We start from the raw sequence: 18,360 nt of genomic DNA, 5'->3' as shown, positions 1-18,360 counted from the left end.
TTATGCAAAGAATTTTAGATGTTATAATTAGTTTAATCATATTAATTATCTTATCACCAATACTTTTGATTGTAGGAGTTTTGATAAAGTTAAACTCAAAAGGTCCAGTACTTTTTACTCAGATGAGAATAGGTAAAGGCAATGAGCTTTTTAAGTTCTATAAGTTTAGGTCAATGCAAGTTGGGACTCCCAATGTAGCAACTGATAAACTAGAAGGTTCGAAGAGTTATATAACAAGCATTGGAAAAGTTTTAAGAAAAACTAGCATCGACGAACTTCCACAACTACTTAATACTCTTAAAGGAGATATGACTTTTGTGGGACCAAGACCTGCACTATTTAATCAAAAGAAACTTAAGGATATGAGAACAAAGGTAGGAGTTCATAAATTATTACCAGGAGTTACAGGTTGGGCGCAAATTAATGGGCGAGATAATAATGATGACCGTGAAAAAACTGATTATGATTTATATTATTTAAAAAATAAATCATTTATGCTTGATATAAAAATACTATTTAGTACAGTATTTAAGGTTTTAAAAGCTGAGGGAGTAAATGATGAGGGCCAAAAAAAGAATAAGTCTAAAAATTCTATAGTATAAAAGATCTATAATATAAAAGATCTATAATATAAAATTTAGGAGTGTTGATATATGAAAAAGGTTTTAGTTACAGGTGCCAATGGATATATTGGTCGCCATATTGTAGAAACGTTATTAAATCATGGGTATGAAGTTGATGCCTGTGATTTTAGATTTGACGGAGTAGATGAAAGAGCTAATAAAATATATACACCCATATTTAATGGAGAAGAAGATATATATGAGAAACTAGGAAAACCAGATATATGTATACACATGGCATGGAGAAATGGATTTGTTCATAATTCACAAACTCATATTGAAGATTTGTATAATCATTATACATTTCTAAGTAATATGATAAGTGGAGGACTTAAACATTTATCAGTTATGGGTACAATGCATGAGGTTGGATATTGGGAAGGTGCTATTGATGAGAATTCACCAACTAACCCTTCGAGCTTATATGGTATAGCTAAGAATAGTTTAAGGCAAGCTCTCGAACTGTTGACCAAAGACGATGAAATAGTTCTTCAATGGTTAAGAGGGTATTATATAATTGGTGACGATTTAAAAAGTAACTCTATATTTTCTAAAATTACAAAAGCGGAAATGGAAGGTAAAGCTAATTTTCCATTTACTACTGGTAAAAATAAATATGATTTTATTAGCATTGAAGGTTTAGCAGAGCAAATAGTTGCAACGTCAACACAATCAGAAATTAAAGGTATAATTAATTGTTGTTCGGGTAATCCGATTTCACTTGCGCAAAGGGTTGAAGAATTTATTAAAGAAAATAATTTTAAGATAAAATTAGAATATGGTGTTTTTCCTGATAGAAAATATGATTCACCAGCAGTATGGGGAGACAATACTAAAATACAAAGCATTCTAGGCGCAACTGCTAAGAAGTAGGGGTTCCTAATTATAAACAGAGAGGAGAAAAGAAAAGATGAGTAAAGTATTAATAACAGGTGGGGCAGGGTTTATAGGGAATTCTATAGTTGATAACTTATATAGAAAAGGAAAGTATGAGATAGTTGTTCTTGATAATTTTTCAGAGCAAATTCATGGAAGTAATTATGAAGATTCATATCTTTATAAAAATATAAAAGATAAAGCTGAGATTATAAAAGGTGATGTTAGAAATAGCTTAGATTTAGAAAAGGCGCTTGTTGGAGTAGATTATATAATCCACCTTGCAGCTGAAACTGGGACAGGCCAGTCTATGTATGAGATTAATAGATATACTGATGTAAATATCAAAGGAACATCAAATTTACTTCAAGTTATATTAAAGAATAAATTGCCTATAAAGAAAATAATACTTTCATCATCACGTTCTGTTTATGGAGAAGGAATGTATTTTTGCAAAGAGCATGGTATAATTGTTCCTAAATCTAGAGAGATTGATGATATGAATAATGGAGATTTTGAAGTGAAATGTCCTGTATGTGGTAGAAATGTTGAACTTAAGGCTACAACAGAAGAGTGTACCTTAACACCTATTTCTTTTTATGCATATACAAAACTTGCACAAGAAAAAATGCTTGAGGTAATGTGTCCTACAATGGATATACCTTATACTATTTATAGATATCAAAATGTATATGGTGCTGGACAATCTTTAAATAATCCTTATACGGGTATCCTTTCAATATTCTCTAAAATGTTATTGAAAAACCAAAACATTAATATTTTTGAGGATGGAAAAGAAAGTAGAGACTTTGTTCATGTTAGTGATGTAGCAGCAGCTACCTGTAATGCGGTTGAAAATGATTCTACTAATTACCAACATATAAATGTAGGTAGTGGAGAAAATATATCTGTTATACAAGTTGCAGAAACATTGAAGAAATTGTATAAGTCAAATTCTGAAATAAAAGTTTCAGGGGATTTCAGAAAAGGTGATATTAGACATAACATAGCAGATATAAGTAGAGCTAAAGAATTATGTGGATTTGATCCTGTTTATACTTTTGAGAATGGTATGAAAGAATTTGCAAACTGGGTATTAAAAGAAAATAGTGATAACAAACTGCTATTAGAAGATGGTAAATTTGAGCTTTCTTTAGAAGAAATGAAAGCAAATGGTATGTTAATTCAGAAATAAAGGATTGGTACATTATGAACTCAATTACAAAGGATAAAAAAGAAAAACGTATATTATTTATTTGTTCTCCTTTTTTTGGTTATTATAAACACATTATTAATGAATTTGAATTACAAGGTTATAAAGTTGACTATTATAATGATAGGCCAAGTGAAAATAACTTTATAAAAGGAATTATAAAAATTAAAAGAAATATAGTAGACCTCTTAATTAAAAAGTATTTTGAAAATATTTTAGAGGAAACAAGAAATAAACAGTATGAGTTGGTTATTATAGTCAATGGTAAAGTTTTTACAGATGAAATGATTAGAAGGCTTAGAGCCACACATAAGAAAGCAAGATTTGTGTATTATACATGGGATACATTATCTCTTTATCCTAATGCTAAGGGATTAATAGCACAGTTCGATAAGGCATATTCTTTTGATACAAATGATTGTGAAAAAATGGATAAACTAGAGCTGCTTCCATTGTTTTATACTACTCCATATGAAAAGATTGGTGAAGAGAATGTTAATGAATCTTCAAATAGAGAATATGAAATCATGAGTGTTTGTACTGCTCATCCTAATCGCTATAAAACAATGCATGAGTTATTTCCAAAGCTAGAGTCAAAGGGTATTCGAGTATATTCATTTATGTTTTTGAATATTCTACAATATTACTACAATAGGGTTTTTGTACCTGAATTTAAAGGTGCTAAGAAAAATGAATTTAGATTTAAATCCTTATCTGAACAAGAAAATTCAGCGATTCTTAAAAAATCGAATACTGTATTTGATATGCAACATAACAAACAAAGTGGGTTGACCATGAGAACTATCGAGACTTTGGGTGCTAAAAGAAAGATGGTTACTACAAATACAAATATTAAGAAATATGATTTCTATAATGAAAATAATATATTTATATTGGGAAATAATAATTTAGATGATATTGAAGAATTTCTTTATAATAAGTTTGTACCTATTAGTGAGGATATTTATAAAAAATATAGTGTTCATTCATGGGTGAAAACAATTATAAATGAAGAATCTAATAATTACTTTAAATAAAAAAATAGGATGTGAAAAGCTTGGGAATTAGAATAGGAATTGATGGACTATATATTATTCCAGGAGAAATAGCTGGAACTGGAAGTTACCTTATGAATTTGATAAAAGGGCTGGAATCTGTGGATAATGAAAATGAGTATTTCATATTTGCAACTAAATCTAATTATAAAAGCTTTAATATTAGTAAAAAGAATTTTAAAATAGTTATATGTGATTTTGATAACACAATAAGATTTAATAGAGTGTTATATACAAGTACAAAATTGCCAAAGATTATTAAAAATAATAAGATAGATGTAATGTTTTTCCCAACTTATGTAAGATCGATTCAAAATATTAAGGGAGTAAAAATTATATCTAATGTACATGACATCCAATATAAACATTTTAAAGAGAATTTTTCTTTTTCTAAGAGGGTATTGTTTTCTTTTACATATCCACTAAGTTTTAAGAAAAGTGATAAAAATATATGTATATCAAACTTTGTTAAGCAAGATATAATAGAAAATTTCAAAAATATTAATCCGAGTGACTTAGAAGTAATATACAATCCAATAGATTTTGAAAAATTTGAAGTAAATGATAATATTACTTTTGATGACTTTGGTAATAAACATGGATTAGTAAAGAAAAATTATATATTATCAGTTGCATCATTATTACCTCATAAAAATATTCCAACACTAATAAACGCATTTAGTGTTTATAAAAAAAGAACTGGTAATGTTGATATTAAATTAGTACTTGTAGGAATGAGAGACAAAGCAACTAATGATTTAGTGAAATTAATAGCAGAAAATAAAATAGAAGATAGTGTAGTAATTCCTGGGTTTGTATCTGATGAAGAGCTTAGTTTATTATACAATAATGCTAAGATATTTGTGAGTCCATCCCTATTTGAAGGATTTGGTATGCCACCAGTTGAAGCAATGTACAGGAATATCCCAGTTATAACCACAAGATGTACTTCTCTGCCAGAGGTAACTATGGGTGAGGTTATATATTATAATAACCCTACTGATGCTGATGATTTATCAAGAGTAATTGAAGAAACTTTAGATAAGGGTTTTGTTTATAAAAGTGGTATTAACGAGAAGTTAATTGAAAAATATTCTGTAGAAAATGCAGCAAATCATTATAAGAAATTATTTGAAAAAACTTTTTCAGAGAAATAAGATAATAACAAAAGAAGAGAGGAGGGCATTGTATGTTATGTGCACTAATTATGGCAGGGGGTAAGGGTACTAGATTTTGGCCCCTTTCAACTGATAAAAAACCTAAACAGTTTGTAAAACTTTTAGGTGAGGAAACAATGATACAGATGACTATTAATAGAATTAAGGATCTAATCCCAGAGGAAAGAATTTTTGTAGTAACAGCTCTAGATTATGTAGATTTAGTAAAAGAGCAGTTACCTGGATTGCCACTTAGAAATATTATAGTTGAGCCAGTAGGTAAAAATACTGCGCCATGTATAGCACTTTCAGCTTTTCATATAGAAAAGTTCTACAAAGATTCTACCATGGTTGTATTACCTTCAGATCATCTTATTGTGGATGAAGAAAAGTTTAGACAAACTATAAAAGATGCTTATGATTTTATAGGAGAAAATGAAGAGGGTATAGTAACCCTTGGAATGAAACCAACAAGGCCAGAAACAGGATATGGATACATAAAGGCAGTTCAAAATGGACAACATATAATTAATAATAGTAATGAAGTAATTTGTAAAGTTGATGGGTTTGTAGAAAAACCTGATTTAGAGAAGGCCTTAAGTTATGTAGAAGAAGGAAATTATCTTTGGAATGGTGGAATGTTTATTTGGAAAGCTAAAACTATTCTGAGTTTAACAAAAAAATATTTGAAAAACACTTATGAGATATTAGAAGAAATTGCTATATCTTTAAATGAAGACTATGAAGATAAATTAACCCAGAATTATCCTAAGATAGCATCTGTATCAGTGGATTACGCGATTATGGAGAATGCTAAAGAGATATATGTAATCCCTTGTGATTTTGGATGGGATGATATGGGTAGTTGGAATGCAATAGAAAGATATAGAGAAAAAGATGACCATAACAATGTGTTTTTAGGAAATGTAAAAAATATAGAAGGATATAATAATCTTATAGTAGCTAGGCATAAGCCTATAATAACTGTAGGATTAGATGATATATTTGCAGTCGAAACAGATGATTTTATAATGATTTGCAAAAAAAGTGAATTAGATGATGTAAAGGGATTAAGAGAAAAGGTAAATATAGATATTTAATGAAAGAGTGCAATACTCAAATGTATAATTAAACATTTGAGTATTTTTTTATAAATTTATTATTAATACAGCTTTAATAATAAATTTACCAGTTTAACTTTTTGTTAATAAGGGAAAGTATTGAAATCTTTTTCGAAATTTATGATATACTAAGCTGTATGCTTAAAGAGTTTTAAGTGAAATAAGGGGCTGTAAATAATTATGAAAAATGGATATGGTTTTGGTGAAATATTTAAGAATGTTATATCACTTGTTTACACTAAAATATTTTATAAGGGAGCACGTTTAATACGTAGACCAATATATGTTAGAGGTAAAAAGTTTTTATCATATGGGGAAGGTCTTACTACAGGATATAATTGTCGTTTAGAAATGTTTGATACAGAAATTAATGAAGATAAGAAACTTATAATAGGTAAAAACTGCAAGATTGGTGATTACGTTCACATATCAGCAGGTGAAAGTGTTACTATAGGAGATAACTGCCTAATGGCATCGAAAATATTTATTAGTGATAGTAATCATGGAGAGTATTCAGGCAGTGCGAAGCATTCATCACCAGAAACTCCTCCAGATAGTAGACCACTACATACTAAATCTGTATCAATAGGTAATAATGTGTGGATAGGAGAAAATGTTTGCATATTACTAGGGGTTAAGATTGGTGATGGTTGTATTATTGGAGCAAATTCTGTTGTGAATAAAGACATTGAAAGTAACTGTATAGCTGTTGGTTCACCAGCTGTGGTTATTAAAAAATATGATTCAAAGACAAAACAGTGGACAAAAATTAAAAAGGGGTGTAATTAATTATGAAAACTTATTTAGTAACAGGAGGCGCAGGATTCATAGGCGCAAACTTTGTTCATTATATGTTAGATAAATATCCGGATATAAAACTTATAAATTTAGACAAATTGACTTATGCAGGTAATTTAGAAAATTTAAAAGAAGTAGAAGATAATAAAAACTATTCTTTTGTTCAAGGAGATATATGTGACAAAGAGGTAGTAGAGAAAATATTTAAAGATAATGAAATTGATTATGTTGTAAATTTTGCAGCAGAATCACATGTAGATAGAAGTATTAAAGAACCAGAAATATTTGTTAAGACAAATGTATTAGGAACTGTAAATCTTTTAAATGTAGCTAAAAACGCATGGGAAACTAAAGATGGTTTTAAAGAAGGAAAAAAATTCATGCAAGTATCAACTGACGAAGTGTATGGTTCACTAGGAGACACAGGGTATTTTCTTGAAACTACTCCTTTAGACCCACATAGCCCATATTCAGCAAGTAAAACAGGCTCAGATTTAATGGTTAAAGCTTACTTTGATACATTTAAAATGCCTGTAAATACTACAAGATGTTCAAACAACTATGGACCATATCAATTTCCAGAAAAATTAATACCACTACTAATAAACAACTGCTTAATCCATAAAGACTTACCAGTATATGGTGATGGGATGAATATAAGAGATTGGTTATACGTAGAAGATCACTGCAAAGCTATAGATATGGTTATAAATGGTGGTAGAGTTGGAGAAGTTTATAATGTAGGTGGACACAACGAAAGAACTAATATGCAAATAATCAAAACTGTTATAAGTTATTTAAGTGAAACTGTAGATAGTGCAATAACAGAAAAATTAATAACTTATGTTGAAGACAGAAAAGGGCATGACAAAAGATACGGAATAGATCCAGCTAAGATAAAAGATGAGCTTGGATGGTATCCTGAAACCACATTTGAAGTTGGGATAAAGAAGACAATAAAATGGAATTTAGACAATAAGGTATGGATGGATAATATTACGTCTGGTGAATATCAAAATTACTACAATACTATGTATGAAAAATAATTAAGCTTTTTAAATATATTATGATATACTAAACTGTACATATAATATGATTTTTACGAAATAAAAGCATACAAAGGAGAATTATAGAATGGATTCTACACTATCATTTCATAAACGCTTTTGGGTTATTGAACTTATTTGCGTGATTTTAATTGCGACTACTATGGTATTTAATATAAAGGCAGTAGGTTTGTTTTTGGCATTCTCGGAGATAATTGCTATAGGGGTATTTTTAAATATGTTTATTTATCATGGGTTATATAAACGTGATTATAAATTTACACCATTATCCAAAAGAGTATTTTGGATATTATTTGCATTTGGAATTTACTTTATTGTGCTTTTCGGCGTACGGATTATGTTACATTTATCCTTCACGGATTCAATATGGCCAATAAGAGGGTTAGTACTTGGATCATCTATTTTCTTTATAATAGATAGATATAAACCAAAAGTAAACCAACTATTATGTGGAGCTATGTTTATTTATACAGCATTAAATGTACGTGAATTAATTGATTGTATAACATCCCCTACTATTCGTGATTTGTTATTTTTAGGTAATATTAATATATATTTATATGTTAGTACCATGCTTATCACCTTTGCGATATGGGCTATAAAAGAAAGTAATGAAAAAGGATTGCCTTCATGGATAACTCCTATTGCGTATGTTAATGTGGGCATGAGTCTGGTTTTTGCATTTCTTTCCGGAGGACGATTAGGCTGGGTGGTTATGGGAGCTGTAATTGTAGCATCATTCCTATTAATATTTGGTGCTAAATGGAATTCCTGGAAACGTATTTTGGCATTTATGATAGCGTGTAGTTTAGTTATAATACTTGCTGCATCTGTGAACTTTATGCAAGCACGTGCTAGTTTATACAGATCATTTTCTGCTATTGTGACTAGAATCCCAGGCCTTGCCGAAGAACCAACGCCAGATGGTGAAGAAGAGCCTGTCTCAACTGCTGATGCTAGTGATAAAATAAGGCAGATATTCTGGACAGAGGCATGGAAATTAATTAAAAAGAATCCTGTTATAGGAGCTGGTACATTTGCAGTAGCATATAAGCAAGCAATTCCATCGGATCTTATATCTGTAGCTGAATCTGAAGAGATAGCGAAAATGCAAAGGCCTGCCCACAACTTCATACTTGAAACATGGATGGGATGGGGACTAGGGGGATTAATATTATACATAGCAGGGTTATGTTCAACTTGTTATTATGTATTAAAGAAATTAGTAAACATACCTATTAGGCTAAGGTTTTGCTGTATTATGCCTATTGTTGCAGCAGCATTTATAAGTTTGTTACAATCATTTATACTTTTAAGTTTTTATGCAACATATCTCATGTGGTTTACACTTGGGTTTGCATCAATGGTAGATTACTATTATAAACAAGAAAAAATGAAAAACATTTAAGGAGATAATAACTTTGAAAAAGAGAATACTATTAACATCTCAAACCGAAGATAATATAAAAGCCTTACAAAACTATTTTAATAAAAATATAAAACAAGATAGACCTGATATTGTATTAGAATATATGAGTTTTTATAAGTATAAAAATTTTAAATTAATGCATTACATTATAAGAGCAAGCCAAATGGTGAAAAATTATTCTGCAGTTGTTTCAGATTATACAACTAGCGTTTTCAAGAAAACTAAAAATGGTGTTTATATGAGCCATGGTTATGGAACTAAAAGTACTCCAGGAAAAAATGAAGTTGATAATAAAAAAATGATGGATATATACAAGAATATTAGAACTAGAATAAAGAATGTTGTAACACTCTCGGAAAGAGACAGCACATACTATTTAAGGTCAACAGAGCTTGATAAAGTTGCCCCTGCGAATTATATGCCACTTGGATTGCCAAGGAATGATATGTTGTTTGACCAAGAGTATATAACTACATGTAGAGAAAAGTTCGACTTAAAACATAACACTAAAGGAAAAAAGATTTTAGTGTTTTGTCCAACCTGGAGAGGTTATGAAATAGAAAAAGCTTTCCCAATTACTCAAGATGACTGGACACAGTTTGATAAGTTTATGGGAGAGAATAACTGGGAAATGATTTATCGTCCTCACTACTTAGAGAGGTTAGTTGATGATAAAATCTTTGATAATATGAAAAATATAATAACAATGAGTTTTGATGAAGAAATGTCTACTCAAAGCATACTTGCAGTATCGGACATGTTGCTTACCGATTATAGTTCGATTTATGTGGATTATTTAGTATTAAATAGACCGATATGTTTCCTTCCATATGATAGTGTTCAATATGAGGAAAAACGAGGGCTTGCTATTGATTTTGACAAGGAAGAAGATACACCGGGTCCAAAACTTACAAAAATAGAAGACTTAATAGATTATATGAAGAATAGCGATAATGAAAAATATATAGCTATTAGACAGGTTGCTCAAAAGAACTTCTATCATTATTTAGATGGTAATAGTTGCGAAAGAGTGTGGAACTTAATATTAAATCTTGTAGATAAAAAATAGGAGGTAGTTATTGATGAATGTAGCTATAATACTTGCTGGTGGAAAAGGTACTAGAATGGGAATAGTTGATCAACCTAAGCAATTTATTGATATATATGGTAAACCAATAGTTGTACACACAATAGAGGCATTTGATATACATGAACAAATAGATGCAATAGCAATTGTTTGCCTTAAAGAATGGCATGAGGATATAAAAATATGGACTAGAAAATTTGAGCTCAATAAAATAAAATGGATAGTTGATGGTGGAGAAACAAGACAAGAATCAGTGTTAAATGGCTTAAAAGCTATTGAAGAAGACGTTAGTCCTGATGATATTGTAGTTATTCATGATGCAGCAAGGCCACTAATTTCTCATAGAATAATAGTTAACAATATTGAAGGAGCTAAAAAGTACGGAGCAGTAGATACTGTTATTCCAGCTTCAGACACTATAATTAAAACTTTGGACGACAATACTATATCGTCTATTCCAGTGAGAAAAGAATTATACATAGGCCAAACACCACAAAGTTTTATCTATTCAACTATATATGATGCTCATAAAAAGGCAGCAGCATCAGAGGAAGTACAAAACTCTACTGATGACTGTCGTTTAGTAATAGATTATGGTAAAAAAGTTCATCTAGTTGAAGGAGATAAACTCAATTTCAAAATAACTACAATGGAAGATCTACTTCTGCTAAAATCTGTAATCAAAATGAGCAAATTGGAGACTATATAATGTTAATTAGAGGATTCAAAATAGTTCAATCAAAGAGGTTTGAAGTTTATATTGAAGATTTAGAAGTTTATGCTGGAAGCGCTGTAGTGAAAATTGAAACAGCGGCCATTTGTAAAGCTGATATAAGGTATTACCTTGGAAGCCGTGACGCAAGAACTCTAAATTTAAAATATCCAATAAACCTTATTCATGAAGCCATAGGTACTATAGTTAAAGATCCTACAAACTCCTTTAAAAAGGGAGATAAGGTTGCATTAGTTCCAAATATAATGATAGATAAAGATAAACAAGATGAGTTTGATATTGCACTCTCCAGTGACCCAAGGCTGGGAGAGAATTATTCTCCTAAAGCATTATTTGCATCAAGTAGTTACAATGGATTTTCAAAGGATTATATAGCATATCCTGCTCGTAATCTTGTAAAGATTGAGGATAATATCGATTCAAGCATTGCTGTGTTTTCAGAGCTTATTTCTGTTTCTATTGCAGCAATTCGTAGAATTATATTAAAAGAAGATGATATTATAGGTATATGGGGCGATGGTATCCTTGGATATATATTATGCTCCGTGCTTAAACAAGTGCACAAAGGTCCTATTGTAGTTGTAGGACATAACCAGGAGAAACTTGATATGTTTGAAGGCGTAAAAACTTATTTATCAAACGATAAAGCGATTAAAAAAGAAAAGATTAATGTTGCATTTGAATGTATTGGTGGCGTTGCGTCTGAGGGCGGAATTGACGAGATTATGACAGTTGTGCAAACAGGAGCTAAGCTAGTATTTACAGGAGTAGCTGAGAATTCTATAGGAATTAATACTCGTAAGATATTAGAAAAGGGACTTGCAATTTATGGGGTTACAAGAAGTACTGTAGAAGATTTTAAGGGCGCAGCAGAGTTACTTAAAACTAAGGAATTTAGCTCTGATATTTCAAAGCTAATAATAGACGAAACTTCTATTTATGGGATTAAAGATTATTATAAGGTATTTGAGATAGAAGCTGAAAGTCGCGCTCTTGGAAAACATATTATGAACTTTAAATTTTAATGAAATTGAATTAAATGAAATTAGGGGAAATTAAATGAATATAAACAAATCACTTAGAGTAATATTTGTAGAGGTTTTGGGGATATTAATTGGTATATTGAGTGCACTAGTTGTGCCAAAGGTTCTCGATTTAGGATCATATGGGTATTTAAAGACATTTACACTATATGTAGGATTTGCAGGAATGATGCATTTTGGATTTTCAGATGGAATGTATTTAATATTAGGTGGCAAAGATATAGAAAACATAAAAAAAGAGAAAATAAAAGGCTATTTTTATGTGATGCTAAAAATAGTAGTAAGCCTTGTGGTTGTACTACTATTTGTATCAATATTTTTAATAAAAGATATGGCATTTAGATATTTTGTATTTTATATATTACCTTTTCAGGTTGTTTTATTTATTTCTCTATTATATAGAGCTACAGGTGAATTCAATAAATACGTAGTAATAAGAGTAGCACAAAATATAGTGATGTTGGCATCTGTTCTTGCAGTCATATTTATTGTAAAGTCACCAATTTTATATATGCAGATTCAAGTTATTGGCAATGCAGTTATGGCGATAATCAGTACGGTATTAATTATGAATTCGGCTAAAAAAGCAGAAAAAATAAAATATCCAGAAATAAAATCCATAACAAGTATGGGGTTTACTATAATGATTGCAAACACTGTAAGCCTTCTATTTTTTACTATGGATAGGTGGTTTGTTAAGTTCAAATTTACAGTGAATGATTTCGCATTTTATTCTTTTGCGGTATCAATGTTAAGCTTATTTCTAGTTCTGGTTAATTCAGTAACAGTCTTGTTTTATCCTTATTTAGCTAAAAATAAGGGAGATGAAAAGGTTGTTTCAAAAGTTAAGAAATATATTATATTAATATGCAGCTTTGCACCTGCAGGGTATTTCGTGCTTGAGTTTATAGTGGACAATATGCTCAAAAAATATATACTATCTTTAGAAGTACTAGGAATATTAATAATTGGAATTCCTTTTATTTGTTTAACAAATGTTTTATATGCAAATCTTTATAAAGTGGGAAAAAGAGGCAAGGAGTATTTATTTGTAGCTTCTAAAATGGTTGTACTAGCATTTGTATTAAATGTATTTGCAGCCTATGTATTAAAGGATTCTGTAATGATTGCATATGCAACACTTATTACATTAATTGTATGGTATGTGTATTCATCATTTGATTTTAAGGGTCTTGAAATACATAAGAACGAGATAATTCATTTTGTAATATACATTGTATCTTATCAAATAATCAGAATAATTCCTTTTCCATCATTAATCAAAGCATTTATATTTTTGCTTTGCATGGTGTTGTCAGAATATATTTTATTTAATTCTGATTTTAAAGATATTATATCAATGATAAAGAATAGAAATGCTTTAAAAGATTAGATAATAAAAATACATTAAAATTAAATATTAGAATTAATATATAAGAAAAAGACTAGCAAAATGTTGTAATAGACATTTTGCTAGTCTTTTTGTTTGTCCAAAAAACCTAAAAACTTAAAGGCATAAACTGTAGGATTACTCATAAACTATAAAAGGATGTTAACTTGGAGAGAAGTATAAGTATATTATTATTTATTTTGGTGATAATTAGAAAAGAATAGATTAAGGTAAAAAGGAGATGAATTTAAGACGAAAAATATACTTATAACTGGAATGAATAGCTACATTGGGGGTTCTCTCTCTAAGTGGCTAGTGAAATGTTTAGGAGAATATTCTATAGATACAATGAGTATGAGGGACGATTTATGGAAGGAAAAAGATTTTACAAAGTATGATGTGGTTTTTCACGTTGCTGGTATAGCACATGTTTCTACAGATCCTAATATGGAGGATTCGTATTATAAAGTTAATCGTGATTTGACAATAGAGGCTGCTAAAAAAGCAAAAATGGCTGGAGTTAAGCAATTTATCTTTATGAGTAGCATTATTGTTTATGGAGATAGTGGAAATATAAATGATAAAAAAGTTATAAATAAAAACACAATTACAAATCCAAGTAATTTTTATGGAAACAGCAAACTTCAAGCAGAAGAGGGAATAAAATCCTTAGAAAATGATGATTTCAAAATTGTAATTCTAAGACCTCCTATGATTTATGGAAAAGGATCTAAAGGAAACTATCCAAGACTTGCAAAGCTTGCTCAGAAATTACCTATGTTTCCTGACATAGATAATGAAAGAAGTATGCTTCATATAGATAATTTGTGTGAGTTCATTAGGTTAATTATAAAAAACGAAGAGCGTGGATTATTTTTCCCGCAAAATGATGAGTACGTTAAGACTTCAGAAATGGTAAAGCTAATTGCAGAGGCTCATGGTAAGAAAATTACCTTAACTAAGGTGTTTAATCCTATATTACGTCTTATGGGTCTAAAGCTCGGAATAGTTAATAAGGTATTTGGAGATTTTGTTTATGATTTGAATATGTCAGACTATAAAGAAAACTATAGAATTTGGGACTTAAAAGAATCAATTACAACAACCGAAGAAAGTAATTCGAAAAAATCAACGTCTAAAGAATCAACGCCAAAAGAAGAATCCATTACTTTAACGCAAAAAATAACACATCGCAATAAGTTGCCAAAGAAGATAAGCTGATAAAAACTCGAGATAAATAAGGAAGGGGGAATATTGAGTTGGAAAAACATATTTTAGTTATAGCACAATATTTCTACCCTGAACAATTTCGTATAAATGATATTTGTAGTGAATGGGTAAAAAGGGGATACAAAGTAACAGTTATAACAGGCATACCCAATTATCCTTTGGGTAAGTATTATAAGGGATATGGGCTTTTCAAAAAGAGAAAAGAAACATATAACGGAATTGAGGTAATAAGAATACCGCTTATCCCTAGGGGAAGGAATTCAATAATGCTTGCCTTAAACTATTTATCCTTTGTTATATCAGGATTGTTTTGGAAGATGTTTACTAAAATTAAAGCAGATTACGTATTCATATTTGAAGTATCCCCTATGACACAAGCTCTACCAGGAGTTTGGTATGCTAAAAAAAGAAAAATACCATGTTACTTATATGTTCAAGATCTTTGGCCTGAAAATGTTGAAATAATTACAGGTATAACTAACAGAAAGATTATAGGAGCTATAGGCAAGATGGTTGATTATATATATTCATATTGTACAAAAATATTTACCACATCAAATAGCTTTGTAACATCCATTGAAAGTCGTGGTGTTTCAATTGAAAAAATAGAATACTGGCCACAATATGCAGAAGATTTCTATAAGCCACTTAATAAAATAAAAGAAAATAAAATAAATGAAGATAAAATCATAATCGATGAAATCCCTAATGATGATGTATTTAATATAATTTTTGCTGGTAACATCGGAACTGCACAGGGACTAGCTATATTGCCTAAAACCGCATCATTAATTAAAGAAAAAAATCCAAATAAGAAAATTAGATTTAATATTGTCGGGGATGGACGTTATAAAGAGGAATTAGTAAAAATTGTGGATGAAAATAAACTCACTGATATGTTTAATTTCATTCCCAAACAACCAGCCACTAGGATTCCCGAGTTTATGGCAGCTAGTGATGCCGCTTTTTTATGTTTAACAGGTGGGCCATTGTTTTCTAAAACAATTCCAGCAAAACTTCAGTCATATATGGCTTGCGGCATACCAATTTTAGCATCAGCAAGTGGTGAGACAGATAAAATAATTAAAGAATCGGGTTCTGGTCTTTGTAGTCCTGCTGGAGATTATGAGATGCTGGCAGATGTAATAATACAATTATCTAATGAATCACCACAGAGATTATTAGAACTTGGGGTTAACGCTAGAAGTTATTATGAAAACAACTTTAACAAACAAGAACTATTAAATAGAATTGATAAGTACTTTGAATAATAATATAAAATAAAGGAGATACATTATGTTTAAAGATAAAACACTACTTATAACAGGTGGAACAGGCTCTTTTGGAAATGCAGTAACTAAAAGGTTTCTTGATACAGATATAGGTGAAATTCGTATATTTTCAAGGGATGAGAAGAAACAAGACGATATGAGGAAATTATATAAAAATGATAAAATTAAATTTTACATAGGTGATGTAAGAGATATATCTAGTGTAAAAAATGCTATGCATGGAGTAGATTACATTTTTCACGCAGCAGCGTTAAAACAAGTTCCGTCATGTGAGTTTTTTCCTCTTGAAGCAGTGAAAACCAACGTACTAGGAACGGATAATGTACTTACAGCAGCAATTGATTATGGAGTTAAAAAGGTAATATGTCTTTCCACTGACAAGGCTGCATATCCAATAAATGCTATGGGTATTTCAAAAGCTATGATGGAAAAAGTATTTGTAGCGAAATCTAAAACAGTTCCTACAGGAAAAACAGTTATTTGTGGAACTAGATATGGAAATGTTATGGCATCTCGTGGTTCGGTAATTCCACTATTTATTGAGCAGATAAGAAATGGAGGTCCTCTAACTGTTACAGACCCTGATATGACTAGGTTCCTTATGAGCTTAGACGAGGCAGTTGAACTTGTCTTATTTGCTTTTGAACATGCTTTGGCTGGTGATATTATGGTTCAAAAATCTGATTCGTCAACAATACACGATTTAGCGCAAGCAGTAAAAGAATTATTTCATGCTGACAATGAAGTTAGAATAATAGGTACCCGCCATGGAGAAAAGTTATATGAAACACTTCTTACAAAAGAAGAGTTTGTAGTTGCAAAGGACATGGGAGGATTTTTCAGGATTCCAGCAGATAAAAGAGATCTTAACTACGATAAATATTTTGTAGAAGGCAATATTAAACTTTCCACCCAGCAAGAATATAATTCTCATAACACTAGTATTCTCAATGTAGAAGGAATTAAAGAAAAATTACTCAAACTTGATTATATACAAGATGAACTAAAAAGTATTATGCAATATCATACTATGGAACACAAAGTCGGGTAAATAAAAATAAAGGGCTAAATAAAAATAAAGGGATAAATAAATATATAGGGATAAAAAAAATTAATGAATTGTGAGGATAAATATGAAGATACTTGTTACTGGAGCAAAAGGATTTGTAGGGAAAAACCTTATAGCACAGCTTAAAAATAAGGGGTTTGTTGACATATTAGAATTTGATAAAGATACCGATAAAGAACTTCTTGAAGTTTATGCTAAAGAATGTGAATTTGTATTTCATCTAGCGGGGGTTAATCGCCCTAAAGACGATTTAGAATTTATGGAAGGTAACTTTGGATTTACGTCAGAGCTATTAGACCTTCTTAAGAAGAACGATAATAAATCACCAGTGCTCATAACTTCTTCTATTCAGGCAGAGCGAGATAATCCATATGGAATTAGTAAAAAAGCAGGCGAGGATTTATTATTTAAATATAGCAAAGAAACAAGTGTAAAAGTATTGGTTTATAGATTAGCTAATTTGTTTGGTAAGTGGAGTAGGCCTAATTATAATACTGTAGTAGCAACATTTTGTAATAATGTTGCAAAGGGTTTAGAAATTGAAATATCAAGACCAGATGTTAATTTGGAGTTATGCTACATAGATGATGTATTAGATGAATTTATGAGAGCGCTCAGTGGAATTGAATCTAAAAAGAAGGAATACTGCTATGTACCTGTAGTGCACAATATTAAATTAGGGGATTTAGCAGATAAGATAAAAAGTTTTAAATCGTCTAGGATAGATTTAAATATCCCTAATATGGAAGATGAATTAACCAAAAAACTTTATAGTACTTATTTGAGTTTCCTGCCTGTTAATGAATTTTCTTATGATTTAAATATGAATAAGGACAATAGAGGATCTTTTACTGAATTCATTAGAACAGCCGCAAGTGGACAAGTTTCAGTAAATGTTTCTAAACCAGGAATAACTAAAGGGAATCATTGGCATAATACTAAGAATGAGAAATTTATGGTAGTTAGTGGTGAGGCGCTTATTAGGTTTAGAAATATAAATAGCGAAGATATAATTGAATATAAGGTTAATGGAGATAAGTTAGAGGTAGTAGACATTCCAACAGGGTACACTCATTCTATAGTAAATGTTGGCCAAAGTGATTTGGTAACTGTAATGTGGGTTAATGAATGTTTCAATCCAGAAAAGCCAGACACATATTATTTGGAGGTATAGAAC

General features: G+C 30.2%; 17 protein-coding genes. All 17 read left to right on the top strand.

Annotated elements, in window-relative coordinates; genetic code table 11:
* Positions 1-2: 2 nt before the first annotated feature.
* The 17 genes from KPL55_RS07970 (at position 3) to KPL55_RS07890 (ending at position 18,357) form a co-directional block, all read left to right on the top strand.
* On the top strand, positions 3-602 hold the full coding sequence (locus KPL55_RS07970; RefSeq protein ID WP_216306186.1) for a sugar transferase: 600 nt from the start codon (positions 3-5) through the stop codon (positions 600-602).
* A 51-nt stretch (positions 603-653) separates the two neighbouring features.
* Complete coding sequence (locus KPL55_RS07965) at positions 654-1,496, top strand: NAD-dependent epimerase/dehydratase family protein (protein WP_216306185.1); 843 nt, start codon at positions 654-656, stop codon at positions 1,494-1,496.
* Between the two features lie 37 nt (positions 1,497-1,533).
* The gene (locus tag KPL55_RS07960) at positions 1,534-2,694 is read left to right on the top strand and encodes an NAD-dependent epimerase/dehydratase family protein (RefSeq protein WP_216306184.1); all 1,161 of its coding nucleotides are present in this window, start codon (positions 1,534-1,536) and stop codon (positions 2,692-2,694) included.
* A gap of 14 nt (positions 2,695-2,708) precedes the next feature.
* On the top strand, positions 2,709-3,749 hold the full coding sequence (locus KPL55_RS07955) for a WaaS/CpsH family glycosyltransferase (RefSeq protein ID WP_216306183.1): 1,041 nt from the start codon (positions 2,709-2,711) through the stop codon (positions 3,747-3,749).
* A 20-nt stretch (positions 3,750-3,769) separates the two neighbouring features.
* Entirely contained in the window at positions 3,770-4,924 is a 1,155-nt protein-coding gene (locus KPL55_RS07950; RefSeq protein ID WP_216306182.1) for a glycosyltransferase family 4 protein, read from the top strand.
* 32 nt (positions 4,925-4,956) lie between these two features.
* Positions 4,957-6,024: a mannose-1-phosphate guanylyltransferase gene (locus KPL55_RS07945; RefSeq protein ID WP_216306181.1), complete on the top strand. Its 1,068-nt coding sequence runs from the start codon at positions 4,957-4,959 to the stop codon at positions 6,022-6,024.
* Positions 6,025-6,225: 201 nt separating this feature from the next.
* On the top strand, positions 6,226-6,834 hold the full coding sequence (locus tag KPL55_RS07940) for a DapH/DapD/GlmU-related protein (RefSeq protein WP_216306180.1): 609 nt from the start codon (positions 6,226-6,228) through the stop codon (positions 6,832-6,834).
* Positions 6,835-6,836: 2 nt separating this feature from the next.
* Positions 6,837-7,889 carry a dTDP-glucose 4,6-dehydratase gene (gene rfbB / locus KPL55_RS07935; RefSeq protein ID WP_216306179.1) on the top strand — a complete coding sequence of 351 codons (1,053 nt, stop codon included), beginning with the start codon at positions 6,837-6,839 and terminating at the stop codon, positions 7,887-7,889.
* An 88-nt stretch (positions 7,890-7,977) separates the two neighbouring features.
* Positions 7,978-9,318, top strand: a complete 1,341-nt coding sequence (locus KPL55_RS07930; RefSeq protein ID WP_216306178.1) for an O-antigen ligase family protein — start codon at positions 7,978-7,980, stop codon at positions 9,316-9,318.
* Positions 9,319-9,331: 13 nt separating this feature from the next.
* Positions 9,332-10,408 carry a CDP-glycerol glycerophosphotransferase family protein gene (locus KPL55_RS07925; RefSeq protein ID WP_216306177.1) on the top strand — a complete coding sequence of 359 codons (1,077 nt, stop codon included), beginning with the start codon at positions 9,332-9,334 and terminating at the stop codon, positions 10,406-10,408.
* Positions 10,409-10,421: 13 nt separating this feature from the next.
* Positions 10,422-11,135 carry a 2-C-methyl-D-erythritol 4-phosphate cytidylyltransferase gene (ispD, locus tag KPL55_RS07920; RefSeq protein ID WP_216306176.1) on the top strand — a complete coding sequence of 238 codons (714 nt, stop codon included), beginning with the start codon at positions 10,422-10,424 and terminating at the stop codon, positions 11,133-11,135.
* Positions 11,135-12,184, top strand: coding sequence for an alcohol dehydrogenase catalytic domain-containing protein (locus KPL55_RS07915; RefSeq protein ID WP_216306175.1), 1,050 nt, complete (start codon positions 11,135-11,137; stop codon positions 12,182-12,184). Before ispD ends, KPL55_RS07915 begins: the two co-directional genes overlap by 1 nt.
* 34 nt (positions 12,185-12,218) lie before the next feature.
* Positions 12,219-13,595 carry an MATE family efflux transporter gene (locus KPL55_RS07910; RefSeq protein WP_216306174.1) on the top strand — a complete coding sequence of 459 codons (1,377 nt, stop codon included), beginning with the start codon at positions 12,219-12,221 and terminating at the stop codon, positions 13,593-13,595.
* 258 nt (positions 13,596-13,853) lie between these two features.
* A complete protein-coding gene (locus KPL55_RS07905) occupies positions 13,854-14,813 on the top strand; it encodes an NAD-dependent epimerase/dehydratase family protein (protein ID WP_312887254.1) in 960 nt (319 codons plus the stop codon).
* A gap of 38 nt (positions 14,814-14,851) precedes the next feature.
* A complete protein-coding gene (locus KPL55_RS07900) occupies positions 14,852-16,093 on the top strand; it encodes a glycosyltransferase family 4 protein (RefSeq protein ID WP_216306172.1) in 1,242 nt (413 codons plus the stop codon).
* Between the two features lie 25 nt (positions 16,094-16,118).
* On the top strand, positions 16,119-17,165 hold the full coding sequence (locus tag KPL55_RS07895; RefSeq protein WP_216306171.1) for a polysaccharide biosynthesis protein: 1,047 nt from the start codon (positions 16,119-16,121) through the stop codon (positions 17,163-17,165).
* Positions 17,166-17,247: 82 nt separating this feature from the next.
* Positions 17,248-18,357: a polysaccharide biosynthesis C-terminal domain-containing protein gene (locus KPL55_RS07890; RefSeq protein ID WP_216306170.1), complete on the top strand. Its 1,110-nt coding sequence runs from the start codon at positions 17,248-17,250 to the stop codon at positions 18,355-18,357.
* The last annotated feature ends 3 nt before the right edge of the window (positions 18,358-18,360 follow it).

The sequence above is a fragment of the Clostridium lacusfryxellense genome, assembly GCF_018861735.1.
GTDB classification, from domain to species: Bacteria; Bacillota; Clostridia; order Clostridiales; family Clostridiaceae; genus Clostridium_AD; species Clostridium_AD lacusfryxellense.
Note: the sequence above shows the minus strand (reverse complement) of the source record. Positions and strands in the feature narration are given on the sequence as shown.

Excerpts from the sequence above, each read along its gene's own strand:
- KPL55_RS07895 (WP_216306171.1), top strand. The coding sequence starts at position 16,119 with ATGTTTAAAGATAAAACACTACTTATAACAGGTGGAACAGGCTCTTTT.
- KPL55_RS07965 (WP_216306185.1), top strand. The coding sequence starts at position 654 with ATGAAAAAGGTTTTAGTTACAGGTGCCAATGGATATATTGGTCGCCAT.
- KPL55_RS07910 (WP_216306174.1), top strand. The coding sequence starts at position 12,219 with ATGAATATAAACAAATCACTTAGAGTAATATTTGTAGAGGTTTTGGGG.
- KPL55_RS07930 (WP_216306178.1), top strand. The coding sequence starts at position 7,978 with ATGGATTCTACACTATCATTTCATAAACGCTTTTGGGTTATTGAACTT.
- KPL55_RS07890 (WP_216306170.1), top strand. The coding sequence starts at position 17,248 with ATGAAGATACTTGTTACTGGAGCAAAAGGATTTGTAGGGAAAAACCTT.
- KPL55_RS07970 (WP_216306186.1), top strand. The coding sequence starts at position 3 with ATGCAAAGAATTTTAGATGTTATAATTAGTTTAATCATATTAATTATC.
- ispD (WP_216306176.1), top strand. The coding sequence starts at position 10,422 with ATGAATGTAGCTATAATACTTGCTGGTGGAAAAGGTACTAGAATGGGA.
- KPL55_RS07915 (WP_216306175.1), top strand. The coding sequence starts at position 11,135 with ATGTTAATTAGAGGATTCAAAATAGTTCAATCAAAGAGGTTTGAAGTT.
- KPL55_RS07955 (WP_216306183.1), top strand. The coding sequence starts at position 2,709 with ATGAACTCAATTACAAAGGATAAAAAAGAAAAACGTATATTATTTATT.
- rfbB (WP_216306179.1), top strand. The coding sequence starts at position 6,837 with ATGAAAACTTATTTAGTAACAGGAGGCGCAGGATTCATAGGCGCAAAC.
- KPL55_RS07945 (WP_216306181.1), top strand. The coding sequence starts at position 4,957 with ATGTTATGTGCACTAATTATGGCAGGGGGTAAGGGTACTAGATTTTGG.
- KPL55_RS07940 (WP_216306180.1), top strand. The coding sequence starts at position 6,226 with ATGAAAAATGGATATGGTTTTGGTGAAATATTTAAGAATGTTATATCA.
- KPL55_RS07960 (WP_216306184.1), top strand. The coding sequence starts at position 1,534 with ATGAGTAAAGTATTAATAACAGGTGGGGCAGGGTTTATAGGGAATTCT.